This is a genomic window from Kitasatospora sp. NPDC056184 (genome assembly GCF_042268405.1).
Classification (GTDB): domain Bacteria; phylum Actinomycetota; class Actinomycetes; order Streptomycetales; family Streptomycetaceae; genus Kitasatospora.
The window spans coordinates 29861-42682 of sequence record NZ_JBHJUI010000012.1; the positions used below are offsets into that span (position 1 = coordinate 29861).

A 12822-nucleotide genomic window follows, 5' to 3' on the forward strand; every position below is an offset into this window, starting at 1 on the left:
CCCGGCAGGTCGGGGGGCCGCACGTCGGGGATCACGCGTCGGGGGTGCGCACGTGCAGGGTGAGCAGCGGAAGTTCGCGTCCGGGGACGGATCCGGAGGGGGCCGTGCCGGTGCGGACGGCGCCCATGGCCAGGTAGAAGGGCTCGGCGTTCGGGTCGGCCTCGACGGTGATCCGCTCGAAGCCGAGGGCCGCGGCCTCGGCGCGCAGGTGGTCCATCAGGCGCCGGCCGACGCCGCGGCCGATGGCGGCCGGTTCGACGAAGATCATGCCCAGTTCGCCCTCCGGGGGCGCCCCGGTGAGGGTGACGAAACCCAGCACCCGGCCGTCCTCCTCGGCCACGGCCGCGCGGTCCGGACCGATCCGGTCCGGGTGCACGGTGAGTTCGGCCCGGCAGGCCTTGATGAACGCCGCGTCGTAGCCCCAGTGCGCCTTGGAGCGCAGGGCGAGGGCGCTGAGCGCCGCCGCCTCGTTCGGCCGGGCCGGTCGGATCAGCATGGCGGGTGTCCCTCCTGGTCGCCTCGTCCGGGATCCGGACATGGTGCACCGGGAGCCGGTCTAGCGGAAGACCCCCGGCGGCGGGGCGGGGGACGGGGTGGCGGTGGCGTCGGTGGCCGGGGCGGCGCCGGCGGCGAAGTCGGCCAGGGCGCGGCCGTGCTCGACCCGGCCGTGGGCGGCGTCCGAGGCCACCCGGCGGGTCAGTTCGGCCAGCGGGAGCGGGGTGTGCGCGGCGGCCAGGACGAGGTTGCCGAAGCGCTTGCCGCGCAGCACCGCCGGGTCGGCGACCAGGCAGAGTTCGGGGAAGACCGCGCCGAGGGTGGCCACCTGGGAGCGGGCGAACGGCAGCGCGGAGCCGTCGGCGATGTTGACGGCGTACCGGCCGCCGGGGGCGAGGGCCCGGGCGGCCAGCGCGGTGAACTCGACGGTGGCGCAGTGGGCGGGCACCCGGGCGCCGGAGAAGACGTCGGCGATCACCAGGTCGACGGTGCCCTCGGGGGTCCGCTCCAGCACGCCGCGGGCGTCCGCGCCGCGCACCTTGACCTGCCAGCCGCGGTCCAGCGGGAGTTCGGTGCGGACCAGTTCGGTGAGCGCGGTGTCGATCTCGGCGACCTGCTGGCGCGAGCGCGGGCGGGTGGCGGCGACGTAGCGGGCCAGGGTGAGGGCGCCGCCGCCGAGGTGCAGGACGGTGAGCGGGCGGCCGGGCGGGGCGGCGAGGTCGACGAGGTGGCCGAGCCGGCGCTGGTACTCGAAGCCCAGGTGGGTGGGGTCGGCGAGGTCGACCAGGGACTGGGGGGCGCCGTCGATCAGCAGCGACCAGGCGGCGGGGCGGTCGCGGTCGGGGCGGAGCTCGGCGAGGCCGGAGTCGACGGCGCGGGTGAGCGGGCCCTGCGCGTGGATGCGGCCGCCGGGGCCGGTGGCGGCGGGCGGTCCGCTCTCCGCGGCGGCGCGGGCCCGGTCCGCGGTGCGGCCGGCTCGGTTGCTTCGTCCCATACCCGCCATTATCGCCGCTGCCCGGAAGCGTCCCCCGGGAGGTCCCCGCAGCTCGGCGGGCACGGGACGGGGGCGGGGCGGGCGCGCGGCCGGCGCGGGCCGGGGTCAGGACGGGCCGAGGCCGCCCGCGGTGAGGGTGCAGGCGGCCTCGCAGAGGGCGGAGCGGAGGACCCAGGGGTCGGTGGGGCGGGTGGTGCAGTCGGCGCCCGCCGGGGGCATCACCCAGCGCGGGTCGGTGGCGGGCAGCAGTTGCGCGCCGGCCGTACAGGAGCTGCCGGGCAGGTGCCAGGTCGCCGAGGTGCCGGGCGGGACGAGGAAGGAGACGGTGGCGCCGTTGCGGCTCTGCAGCACCGCGCCGCAGGCCCGGCGCAGCCGCAGGATGTCGACCGCCTCCAGGCCGTGCCGCAGGGCGACCGTCACGGTGTCGAAGGTGGCGACCAGGACGGCGTCCGCGTCGGCGCGCGGGCGGCGGACGGGTCCGCCGCCCGACGGGGACCGGCCGGGGCCGCGGTCGTCGGCCGACTCGGGCAGCAGGGCGGGGGCCGCTCCGTCGAGCACCCCGCCGACGGCCAGACGGCGGAACTGCGGTACTCCAGTGGCCGGCATGGGCCCTCCTGTCACCTCGTCGGTACCGGAAGCCGCGCCGCCCCGGGTGGGGGTGCCGCCGGGGGAGCGGCCGGGGACGGCGGCGGGGGCTTCCATGTACCAGGACAACGCCGGGCCCGTACCGCAGGCCACGGGGCGCCTTACAGCAAGGCATGGCATTTCATGGCAGATCCCGGCAACGATGCCCGATTTGCCCGCAATTGGTGGCACATCGACCGCGAACCCACTGTGTCCGCCCGGTGACTCCCGGTACTGTCGTGGCGCCCGGCCGTCCACCGGACCCCACCGGACCCACCCGCGGCCGGGCGCCCCCGCCGTCCCACCGCCGCCCGACCCCCGCACCGCCGCCCGCACCACCACGGAGCGCACCATGGCAGCCACCCCACCGGCCGAGCCGAACCGCCCGTCCCCCAACACCGCGATGCGCGCCCTGCGCGGCGACCGCTCGCCGGGCGAGTTCGCCGTGGCCGTGCGCCGGGCGGCCCGCGAGATCGGCGAGCACGTCTCCTGCGACGCCCGGTACGTCGGGCGGGTCGAGTCCGGCGAGATCCGCTGTCCCAACTACGCGTACGAGCGGGTGTTCCGGCACATGTGGCCGGACCGCTCGCTCGCCGACCTCGGCTTCGCCCCCCGCACCGCCGTCCGCCGCCGGCCGCCCGACGGCGGGGGCGACTCCGACCGGGGCCCCTGGGCGCCACCGCCTCTCCACCCGTCGTTCCCGCCCCTGCCCGCCCCGCGCTCGCCGCTCTCCACCCAACTCCCGTACGCTGCCTCGCCGTACGCGGAACCACCCCCACCGGTCGGGGTCCCGGTGCCGAGGTTCGCGACGGCGTCCGGGGGGCCCGACGAACCGCACCCCTGCGACGAGGAGAACGACGACGTGCGTCGCCGTACGTTCCTGGCCGGCGGCTCTGCCGCGCTGGCCTCCGTGATCGGCATCGACCGGCCCGGTCCGGCCGCCGCGGCCCCCGCCCCCCACGGCGCGGCCGCCGCCCACCCGGCACCGGGCCGTGCCGTCCTGCCCGGCCGCCCCGGCCCCGTCCCGCTGCCCCGCAAGGTCGGCGCGGCCGAGGTGCTCGGCGTGGAACAGGCCGTCCGGGACATCCGGCTGGCCGACGACGCGCACGGCGCCGACGCCCTGTTCGAGCAGGCCAGCCGCTCCCTGCGGGAGGCCTACCTCCTGCTCGACGCCTGCGAGTACTCCACCGAGACCGAGCGCCGACTGCAGGCCGGCGCCGGCGAACTCGCCATCTCGGTGGGCTGGTTGGCCCACGACTCGAACCGGCTCGGGGACGCCCGCTCGTACTACGCGGAGGCGCTGGCCACCGCGCGGATGGCCGGCGACTCCGCGCTGGAGGCGCACGTCTTCTCCAACAGCGCCTTCCTCGCCCGGGACGCCGGCCGCCCCCGCGAGGCGCTGCGCGCCGCCCAGGCCGGGCAGTCCGCCGCCCGGCACCTCGACTCCCCCCGGCTGCTCGCCCTGCTCACGATGCGCGAGGCCGGCGGCTGGGCGCTGCTGCGGGACCGCGGCGCCTGCGAGCGGGCGATCACCCGGGCCCGCCGGTTGTTCGAGCAGGGCCCCTGCCCGGCCGACCCGGAGTGGATGTCGTTCTTCGGCGAGGCCGAGCTCGCCGGGCTCCAGGCGCAGTGCTGGTCCGCGCTCGGGGACTGGGACCGGGCCAGCGACCACGCCCGGCTGGCCATAGCGCTCCAGCAGCCGCACTTCGTCCGCAACCGGGTGCTCTACACCGCCGAACTCGCCCACGACCGGCTCGGCCGGGGGGACCTGGCGGGCGCGGGCGAGCACGGGTCGGCCGCCGTCGCGCTGTTCGGCGACGTCCGCTCGGCGCGGATCCGCTCGATGCTCGCGGACACCGCGCAGCGGCTGCGCGAGCACCGGCGGGTGCCGGAGGTGGAGCGGTTCCTGGCGGAGTACGGCGCGGCGACGTCGGCCGCCTGAGCGGGCGCCGGCGGCCGGCCGGCCGGCGGGCCGGCCGGCGGGTCAGCGGCGGCAGGGCGGGTCAGCGGCGCAGGGTCTCCAGGTGGCCCTGGTCGTTCCACAGCTCGACGGCCGGCGCGCCGTACTCCCAGGACAGGACGCAGAGCGCGGCGGTGCCGAGCTTGAACCGCTGGGCGAACTCGGGCGGCAGGCCGAGCCAGCGGGCGGTCAGGATGCGCAGCAGGTGGCCGTGCGCGAAGAGCACCACGTCGCAGTCGGCGCAGTGCATCACCGTGGTGTCCGGATCCGGCACGCCGTGCTCGGTGTTGAGGTCGGCGAGCAGGGCGTCGACCCGGGCGGCGACCTCGGAGAGCTTCTCGCCGCCGGGGACGCCGTCGCGCCAGATCAGCCAGCCGGGCCGGTCGGTGGCGCGGATGTCGGCGCCGGTGCGGCCCTCGTACCGGCCGTAGTCCCACTCCAGGAGTTCGGGGCGCTCCACGGCCCGGTCGCCGAGGCCGGCCAGCTCGCAGGTCTCCTTGGCGCGGCCGAGCGGGCTGGTGTAGACGAGGGCGTCCGGCAGGCCGTTCCAGGGGGCCGCGGCGAGCCGCTCGCCGAGCGCCAGGGCCATCGCCCGGCCGTCCTCGGTCAGCGGGATGTCGGTGCGGCCGGTGTGGCGGCCGGTGGCCGACCAGTCGGTCTCACCGTGGCGGACCAGCAGGATTCGGGCGGGCATGGGCAGGCTCCTCGCGCTCGGGGCGGTGTCGACGGTCGGCCTCGCCATTGAGCACCGGACTCCATGATCCCCCACCGGCGGACCTCCCACGAGCCCGGCCCTCCGCCTCCCGGGGGCGGCCGTCACGCGGCGGACGCGGTGGGTCCGGCAGCCCGGGTGCGCCGCCAACGGCCCTTTCGGGGCGGATTGTCGGAGCCGGATGCGACACTGGGCCGCACCATGAACGTCTCGACGAACGCCCCGCTCCGCGGGCCGGCGGAGCCGCTCGCCCAGCGGCTCGCCGAGCTGCGCGGACCGGCGCCGCAGCGCAGTCTGAACGCCCGTGCCCTCGCCGCCCTGGCCGGCAATCCGGGGTGCCACCGCCGCGCCGTGCTGGACGCCGCCGGGGTGGACAAGTCGGCGCTGGCCGCCCGGCTCGGCCGCCCCGCACCCTTCGGCCGGTCGCCGTTCGCGCTGGCGCGCGGCGTCGTGTTCGAGGCCCGGCTGAAGGAGAACGCCTACGCGGCGCTGCTGGAGCCGCTGCGCGCCAGGCTCGGCATGTCCGACGAGGGCGGCCCGCTGCTCGTACCGGACCTGCTCCGCTCCTCCGGTCCGGCGGTGCGGGCCGACCGGACGGCGGCCGCGCTCGCGGAGGCGGCCGCCGAGGAGCACGCCTGGACGCTCCTCGACCACCCGATGCTGCGGCTGGACGTGGCGGGCTCCACCGCCTACCTGGAGCCGGACGCCGTCGTGGTGCACGGCGGCCGCTGCACCGTCGTGGAGATCAAGTCCTTCCCGGTGCTGGACGGCGGCGCGGACCCGGGCAAGGTGGGCGCCGCCGCCCGGCAGGCCGCCGTCTACGTGCTGGCCCTCCAGGAGGCCGCCGCCGCGCTGGCCGGCCGGCCGGTGGACCCGGACCCGTACACCGAGCAGCGGCTGCCGGGCAGCCCGCACACCAGCGTGCTGCTGGTCTGCCCCGAGGACTTCGGCAGCCGGCCGACCGCCGTACCGGTGGACGTGCGCCGGGAGCTGTCCACCACCCGCCGGCAGCTCAGCCGGATGACCGGCATCGAGCGGCTGCTGGCGGTGCTGCCGCCGGGAGCGGACTTCGACCTCTCCCCCGCTCCGGACGGCGGGCCCGTCCGGTCCGCCGAGGAGCTGGAGAAGACGGTCGGGACGGTGCCCGCCGCGTACAGCCCGGACTGCCTGTCCACCTGCGAACTCGGCTTCCACTGCCGCGCCCAGGCGCGCTGCGGGGACCGGGTCGAGCAGCTCGGCCGGGGCGTGCGGGGCGAGCTGGGCAGCATCCGCACGGTGACCGAGGCGCTGACCGTCGCCCGCACCGGCCCGGGTGGGACCGGCGGGGACGGCGAGGGCGAGGGCGACGGCGCCGACGAGGCCGCCGCCCGGCTGGCCTACGCCGCCGCGCTGCGCGCCGAGGCGCTCGGCCGGCCCGCGCCGGCCGCCGCGGGGGCCGAGCGGTGAGCCTGCTGTCCACCCTGGCCCGGCTGGAGGCCGTGCGCAGCGGCCGGGCCGAGCCGCTGGCCACCGTCCGCCACCGGCACCTGTCCGAGCGCCCGATGGTGCTCGTCCCGCTGACCTCGGCCGGCGAGGACGGCGCGCCGCTCGCCGTGCTGCTGGGCACCGACCGGGACGCGCCGACGCTGCACATCGTGCCGCAGCCGCTCAACCGCACCCTGCGCTCGGACTTCCTGGCCGACCTGGCCGCCGACCTGCTGCCCTACCTGGAGTCCTTCGGCGACGAGGTCGAGCTGATCGAGGGCTCCGAGAAGGACCCGGAGAGCGGCGAGAGGACGCCGGTCGTCCGCGAGCTGTGCGCGGACGCGCCGCAGCTGATCGTGCCGAACAGCGGGGGCGTGCGGCACCTGGCGCTGCTCGGCCGCTCGACCCGGTTCCGCCGCACCGCCGAGGACGAGGACCCGGGCCCGTTCCCGGCCCCCGCCCGGGTGCCGCTGCTCGGCCGCTGGCTGACCCACCTCGCCGAGCGCGCCATGGTGCCCGGTTCCAGCCTGCTGCTGCCGATGACCGGCCTGCTGGCCCGGCACTGGGCCACCGGCCAGAGCCACCTGGAGGACCAGCACCTGGCCGCCCGGCTGGCCTGGCACGCCCCGCCGGAGGGGCTGAGCGGCGCGGAGGCTGCCGAGCTGGCGGAGACCGGGCGCGGCGCCGACGGCCGGCTGGTCCACCCGCCGGCCGGTCCGACCACCGACCCGGTGTTCGACACCAAGGTGCTGGCCCCGGCGATCGCCCGCTACGACGCGGCCGCGGCGGCCCTGCGCGCGGCCGACGGCGCGGGCGGGCCCGGCGGCACGGGCGTCACGGGCGGCGGGGACGCCGCGGCGGCCCGGGAGGCCGTGCGGGTCGCCGTCGGCCGGCTGCGCGCCGCCCTGCACGAGGAGCTGCTGCCGACCTGGCACGACGTCTGGCACGGCCTGGACCTGCTGCGCGCACTGCCCCCGGCCGGCCACCTGCCCGAGCGCTGGACCGGCGACCGCTGGTCGTACACCGGCCACCGGGACCGGCTGGCGGCGGGGGAGCCGCCGCAGCCACGGCTCGACGACGCCGTGACGGCCGCCCGCAAGCTCGCCCAGCGCGAGCGCGAGCAGACCCGGCTGGACGTCCAGGAGGCGCTGGACGATCCGCTGGCGATGGCCGAGCACCGGCTCGCCGGGGAGGCGTTCAGCGGCGTGGTGACCGAGGTGGTGCCGGACTACGACACCACCGGCCGCTCCCCCAAGCCGCGTCCGCTGCTGACCGTCCGCACCGACGACCGCCCGCACGCCGACCTGGGCCGGGAGGTGCACCGGGTCCGCGAGCCGGCGGCGCCCGAGGCCGGGGCGGGTCCGGCGCAGAAGGCCGTGATCGCGGCGGCCGACCCGGAGGCGGGCACCATCACCGTGCGGGTGCTGTCCGGCATGGGGCGCAGGAGGGAGCCCGAGCCGGGGAGCCTGCCCGAGCCGGGCGAGCGGGTCACCTTCACGCTGTTCGAGCTGACGGTCCGGCAGGCCGCGCCGCTGCCCGAGCCGGACGACACGCCGTGGACGCACGGCGGCCCGCCCGGTGCCGCCGTCACCGTGCTGCCGGTCGTGACCGGCGCCGCCGAGGACTGGGAGTGATCCGCCCGATGAGCACCGAGCAGGCCGCCGGCCAGAGCCCCGGCGCGGCCGCCGACGCCACGGTGGCGCGGATCCTGGAGGCGACCGTCCGGCCGGCCGCCGGCGCGCCGCGCGGCGTGGTGGTGGACTCGCCGCCCGGCGCCGGCAAGTCGACCCTGGTGGTGCGCGCCGCCCGGGAGCTGGTCGGGGCCGGTGAGCGGCTGATGATCGTCGCCCAGACCAACGGCCAGGTGGACGACCTGGTCGACCGGCTGGCCGGCAAGGCGCCGGAGCTGACGATCGGCCGGCTGCACGCGGCCGACGCCCGCCCGGGGCCGGAGGTGCTGCGGCACGCCAACGTCACGCCCTCGGACAAGGTCGCCGAGCTGGCCGAGCTGGACGTGGTGATCTCCACCTCGGCCAAGTGGCAGTGGGTGCGGGCCGAGCAGCCGTGGCGGCACGCGATCGTCGACGAGGCGTACCAGATGCGCTCGGACGCGCTGCTGGCCGTGGCCCGGCTGTTCGAGCGGGCCCTGTTCGTCGGCGACCCGGGCCAGCTGGACCCGTTCACGGTGGTCGGCACCGAGCAGTGGGCGGGCCTGTCGTACGACCCGTCGAGCAGCGCGGTGGTCACCCTGCTCGCGCACAACCCGCAGATCGAGCCGCACCGGCTGCCGGTGTCCTGGCGGCTGCCGGCCAGCGCGGCGCCGCTGATCTCGGGGGCGTTCTACCCGTTCACGCCGTTCCGCTCGGGCACCGGCCCCGAGGACCGCTCGCTGACCGCCTCGGTGCGGCCGGACGGCTCGGCGGTGGACGCCGCGATCGACCGGGCGGCCGAGCACGGCTGGGCGCTGCTGGAGCTGCCGGCCCGGCACACCGTGCGCACCGATCCGCAGGCGGTGGCGGCCGTCGCGGCCACCGTGCGCCGGCTGCTGGACCGCGGGCTGACGGCGCACTCCGAGCAGGGGTCGGCCCCGCTCACGGCGGACCGGGTGGCGGTCGGCACGGCGCACCGCGACCAGGCGGCGGCGGTGCGGGCCGCGCTGGTCAAGGCGGGGGTGCCGGTGGACCCGACGGCCGGTCCCGCGGTGACGGTGGACACCGCGAACCGGCTGCAGGGCCGCGAGTACGACGTCACGGTGGTGCTGCACCCGCTGTCGGGGCGGCCGGACGCCACCGCGTTCCACCTGGAGACCGGCCGGCTCTGCGTGCTGGCCTCCCGGCACCGGCACGCCTGCATCGTGGTGGCCCGGGCCGGGATCGCGGAGCTGCTGGACGAGCATCCGGCCACCGAGCCGGTGCAGTTGAACGTGCCGGTCGCGTTCCCCGACGGCTGGGAGGCCAATCACCGGGTGCTGCACCACCTGGCCGGGCACCGGGTGCGGCTGGGCCGTCCCTGACGGCGGCGGGCCGGCCCGCGCGCCCGTCCGCGTGCCGGGCGAAACGCCGGGCGAAGCACGGGGCGACGGGCAGGGCACGGGCGGGACGACGGGCGTGCGGCGGTCCGGACCGGCGCGCGGCCGGCCGTCGGGGCCGACGCGCGCCCCCGGCGCGCCGGGCGGGAATAGCGCCCGGACGCGCACCGTTCCGTTACCGGCCGCCGCCGCGAGACAATGGACGGCGGCCGTGACCGGGCGGCGCCCGACCCTGGCATCCGTCGCCCGACCCCATCGAGCACCCGGAGGTGTCCGTCCATGCCCGACTCCCATGCGCAGGCGTCCGACCAGAGCGGCCCCGCCGCGGCGGCCGGTCCCGGCGCGGGCGCCGGTGCGGCGTCCGGCCGGCGGCAGCGCCCGGTGCAGCTGCTGTTCGAGCCGCAGGCCGCCGAACCGGAGCCGGAGCGTTTCTTCGACCTGGAGTCGATCGACGACCCGGCCGAGCTGCTGCGCCGCTCCACCGAGCTGGCGCTGGCCTTCCGGACGGCCGCCGAGCGGGCCACCGACTTCCAGGCGGTCGCGGCCGCGCAGCTGGCCGACCCGCGCCGGTTCGACGCGCTGTCCGAGGCCGAGATCGCCGGCCGGGCGGACTGGACGCCGGACTACGCGGCCAAGATGATCGAGTACGGCCGCACCCTGCTCCAGCCCCGGCGGCACGAGGACTGATCCGCCCCGGGGCGCCCGCGGTCCGGGTCCGTCGCCCCTGGCATATGCCGGAGGACGCGGCAGGGTACGCCCCCGCCCGCTCCGCTGTCCGGCGAACCACACTTTCCCTCCCGGACACGCCCCGGACACCCCACCCTTCTGTCCGTGGACATCTGGACCTATCAGTCGGTGGAGCACGTGACCGTGGCCGGAGAGGCCTGGCTCGCCTCCGCCAGCGAGTACCCGCGCAGCATGCGCGCCCTCTGGGAGTCCCGCCCGTGGGCACCCTCGGTGCTGCCCTGCGGCCGGGCCTTCGACGTGATCAGCATGCCGGCGCTGTTCGGCCGCCGGGTCCTGGACGAGCTGTGGGCCTCCGGGCCCGGCTGCGGGCCGGTGGCGGCCGTCCGGGGGCGGACGCTGCTCTTCGTGCAGCCGGGGGCGGCGCCCCGGCTGCGCCGGCTGCTGGCCTGGGAGGAGTGGGCCCGGGACGTGCCGCCGCTGCTCTGCCACGGCAAGGGCGACACGGTGGCGGTGCCGCCGCTGCGGCGGACGGCGGGCGGTCCGGACGCGCCGGGGCACGGCCCGGGGCGGTGGATCGTCGCCCCGGAGAGCCGGGAGCCGTGGCTGCCGGGGGCCTCCGTCGTCCTCTGGGCCTGCGTCCGGGCGGCCCGCGAACCCGTCGACGCGCCCTGAGCCGCGGGACCGGCCGCGGGACCCGGGAGGTGCGGGTATTCGATTTTGGCCGGACCGCGCGCCGCTGCTAGAGTCTTCTCTGTCAGCAGGCGCCGCTAGCTCAGTTGGTTAGAGCAGCTGACTCTTAATCAGCGGGTCCGGGGTTCGAGTCCCTGGCGGCGCACAGACAGCCGGAAGGCCCCTCGTGAGAACGAGGGGCCTTCCGGCGTTTCCGGGTTCGCGCGGAACGGGCCGACGCGGGACGACACGGGTCGGCGCGGCACGAGCCGGCACGAGCCGGCGCGGGACGCCCGCCGGGGCGGACGGCCCGCGAACCGGCCCGGCGGGTCAGCGGCCCCGCAGCTCGCGGTAGCGGGCGACCAGCGCGGCGGTGGAGCTGTCCAGCGCCTCCGTGCCCTCGCCGGTCAGCAGCACCGGCTCGATCCGCTTGGCGAGCACCTTGCCCAGCTCGACGCCCCACTGGTCGAAGGAGTCGATGTTCCAGATCGCGCCCTGGACGAACACCTTGTGCTCGTAGAGGGCGACCAGCTGGCCGAGCACCGAGGGGGTCAGCTCGGCGGCCAGGACCGTGGTGGTCGGGTGGTTGCCCCGGAAGGTCTTGTGCGGGACCAGCTCGGCCGGCACACCCTCGGCGGCGACCTCCTCCGGCGTCTTGCCGAAGGCCAGCGCCTGGGTCTGGGCGAAGAAGTTCGCGAGCAGCAGGTCGTGCTGGGCGACCAGGCCGGGCGGCAGGTCGGCGACCGGCTCCGCGAAGCCGATGAAGTCCGCCGGGATGACCTTGGTGCCCTGGTGCAGCAGCTGGTAGTAGGCGTGCTGGCCGTTGGTGCCGGGGGTGCCCCAGACCACCGGGCCGGTCTGCCAGCTCACCGGGCGGCCGTCGCGGTCCACCGACTTGCCGTTGGACTCCATGTCCAGCTGCTGGAGGTAGGCGGTGAACTTCGACAGGTAGTGCGAGTACGGGAGCACGGCGTGCGCCTGGGCGTCGAAGAAGGCGCCGTACCAGACCCCCAGCAGGCCGAGCAGCAGCGGGACGTTCTCCTCCGGCGGGGCGGTGCGGAAGTGCTCGTCGACCAGGTGGAAGCCATCCAGCATCTCGCGGAAGGCGTCCGGGCCGATCGCGATCATCAGCGAGAGGCCGATCGCCGAGTCGTAGGAGTAGCGGCCGCCGACCCAGTCCCAGAACTCGAACATGTTGGCGGTGTCGATGCCGAAGTCGGCGACGCCCTCGGCGTTGGTCGAGAGCGCGACGAAGTGCTTGGCGACCGCGTCGGTCTCCGCGCCCAGCTCGGTGAGCAGCCAGTTCCGCGCCGAGACCGCGTTGGTGATGGTCTCGATGGTGGTGAAGGTCTTGGAGGCGACGACGAAGAGCGTCTCCGCGGCGTCCAGGTCGCGGACCGCCTCGTGCAGGTCGGCGCCGTCCACGTTGGAGACGAAGCGGACGTCGAGGTCGCGCCGGGTGAAGGAGCGCAGCACCTCGTAGGCCATCGCGGGGCCGAGGTCGGAGCCGCCGATGCCGATGTTGACGACGGTGCGGATCCGCTTGCCGGTGTGGCCGCGCCACTCGCCGCCGCGGACCTGCTCGGCGAAGGCGGCCATCCGGTCGAGCACGGCGTGCACGGCGGGGACGACGTTCTCGCCGTCGACCTCGACGACGGCGCCGCGCGGGGCCCGCAGCGCGGTGTGCAGGACGGCGCGGCGCTCGGTGGTGTTGATCTTCTCGCCGCGGAACATGGCGTCCCGCAGCTCGGCGACACCGGTGGCGGCGGCCAGCTCGCGCAGCAGCGCCAGGGTCTCGTCGGTGACGAGCTGCTTGGCGTAGTCGACGTGCAGGTCGCCGACCTGGAGGGTGTAGCGGCGGCCGCGCTCCGGGTCGGCGGCGAACAGCTCGCGCAGGTGCGTGTCGCCGAACTCCTCCCGGTGCTTGGCGAGGGCGGCCCACTGCGGGGTGCGGTCCAGCGGGGTACGGGCGTCGGCGCGGGTCTCCGACATCGGTGGCTCCTCGTTTCGTCTGGGTGCAGATACCGGCAGGGCCAGGCGGGAGGGTTTCGCGAGGTCGTGCGGGTCCTGGGGGTGCGCCGACTCCGTTGACGGCCTTGCCCGGGGCCACCCTACGCAACGGCGGGACCCCGGGCGCACATTCCGTTCGGCGACGACCCGTCGGGATGCCCGCCGTTCGGGCGCGCGTC

At 77.0% G+C, this 12822-nt stretch carries 11 protein-coding genes and 1 tRNA gene; 7 read left to right on the forward strand and 5 right to left on the reverse strand.

All coding sequences use genetic code 11. The features are described 5' to 3' along the window. Positions 1-31: 31 nt before the first annotated feature. The 3 genes from ACFC0B_RS23600 to ACFC0B_RS23610 all read right to left on the reverse strand — a co-directional run bounded on the left by ACFC0B_RS23600 (position 32) and on the right by ACFC0B_RS23610 (position 2095). Positions 32-496: a GNAT family N-acetyltransferase gene (locus tag ACFC0B_RS23600; protein WP_376089071.1), complete on the reverse strand. Its 465-nt coding sequence runs from the start codon at positions 494-496 to the stop codon at positions 32-34. 60 nt (positions 497-556) lie between these two features. Then, positions 557-1489, reverse strand: coding sequence for a spermidine synthase (locus ACFC0B_RS23605; protein ID WP_376089074.1), 933 nt, complete (start codon positions 1487-1489; stop codon positions 557-559). A gap of 105 nt (positions 1490-1594) precedes the next feature. Further along, the gene (locus tag ACFC0B_RS23610) at positions 1595-2095 is read right to left on the reverse strand and encodes a hypothetical protein (RefSeq protein WP_376089077.1); all 501 of its coding nucleotides are present in this window, start codon (positions 2093-2095) and stop codon (positions 1595-1597) included. Between the two features lie 370 nt (positions 2096-2465). Between ACFC0B_RS23610 and ACFC0B_RS23615 the strand changes: the two genes are divergently transcribed. Next, positions 2466-4055: a tetratricopeptide repeat protein gene (locus ACFC0B_RS23615; RefSeq protein WP_376089080.1), complete on the forward strand. Its 1590-nt coding sequence runs from the start codon at positions 2466-2468 to the stop codon at positions 4053-4055. 61 nt (positions 4056-4116) lie between these two features. On the opposite strand, the gene ACFC0B_RS23620 is transcribed toward ACFC0B_RS23615, so the two are convergent. Then, positions 4117-4767 (reverse strand): histidine phosphatase family protein, encoded by a 651-nt coding sequence (locus tag ACFC0B_RS23620; RefSeq protein WP_376089083.1) that lies wholly within the window; start codon positions 4765-4767, stop codon positions 4117-4119. A gap of 219 nt (positions 4768-4986) precedes the next feature. On the opposite strand from ACFC0B_RS23620, the gene ACFC0B_RS23625 reads away from it, so the two are divergent. The 6 genes from ACFC0B_RS23625 (at position 4987) to ACFC0B_RS23650 (ending at position 10799) form a co-directional block, all read left to right on the forward strand. Further along, positions 4987-6231: a hypothetical protein gene (locus ACFC0B_RS23625; RefSeq protein ID WP_376089086.1), complete on the forward strand. Its 1245-nt coding sequence runs from the start codon at positions 4987-4989 to the stop codon at positions 6229-6231. Continuing rightward, the gene (locus tag ACFC0B_RS23630; RefSeq protein ID WP_376089089.1) at positions 6228-7883 is read left to right on the forward strand and encodes a hypothetical protein; all 1656 of its coding nucleotides are present in this window, start codon (positions 6228-6230) and stop codon (positions 7881-7883) included. Before ACFC0B_RS23625 ends, ACFC0B_RS23630 begins: the two co-directional genes overlap by 4 nt. A gap of 8 nt (positions 7884-7891) precedes the next feature. Continuing rightward, positions 7892-9262 (forward strand): AAA family ATPase, encoded by a 1371-nt coding sequence (locus ACFC0B_RS23635; RefSeq protein ID WP_376089092.1) that lies wholly within the window; start codon positions 7892-7894, stop codon positions 9260-9262. A gap of 294 nt (positions 9263-9556) precedes the next feature. Continuing rightward, positions 9557-9964 carry a hypothetical protein gene (locus tag ACFC0B_RS23640; RefSeq protein ID WP_376089095.1) on the forward strand — a complete coding sequence of 136 codons (408 nt, stop codon included), beginning with the start codon at positions 9557-9559 and terminating at the stop codon, positions 9962-9964. 84 nt (positions 9965-10048) lie between these two features. Then, positions 10049-10636 carry a bifunctional DNA primase/polymerase gene (locus ACFC0B_RS23645; RefSeq protein WP_376089705.1) on the forward strand — a complete coding sequence of 196 codons (588 nt, stop codon included), beginning with the start codon at positions 10049-10051 and terminating at the stop codon, positions 10634-10636. Positions 10637-10725: 89 nt separating this feature from the next. Beyond that, positions 10726-10799, forward strand: a tRNA-Lys gene (locus ACFC0B_RS23650). A 164-nt stretch (positions 10800-10963) separates the two neighbouring features. Here the strand turns inward: ACFC0B_RS23650 and pgi are convergent. After that, entirely contained in the window at positions 10964-12625 is a 1662-nt protein-coding gene (pgi, locus tag ACFC0B_RS23655; protein WP_376089098.1) for a glucose-6-phosphate isomerase, read from the reverse strand. Positions 12626-12822: the final 197 nt, after the last annotated feature.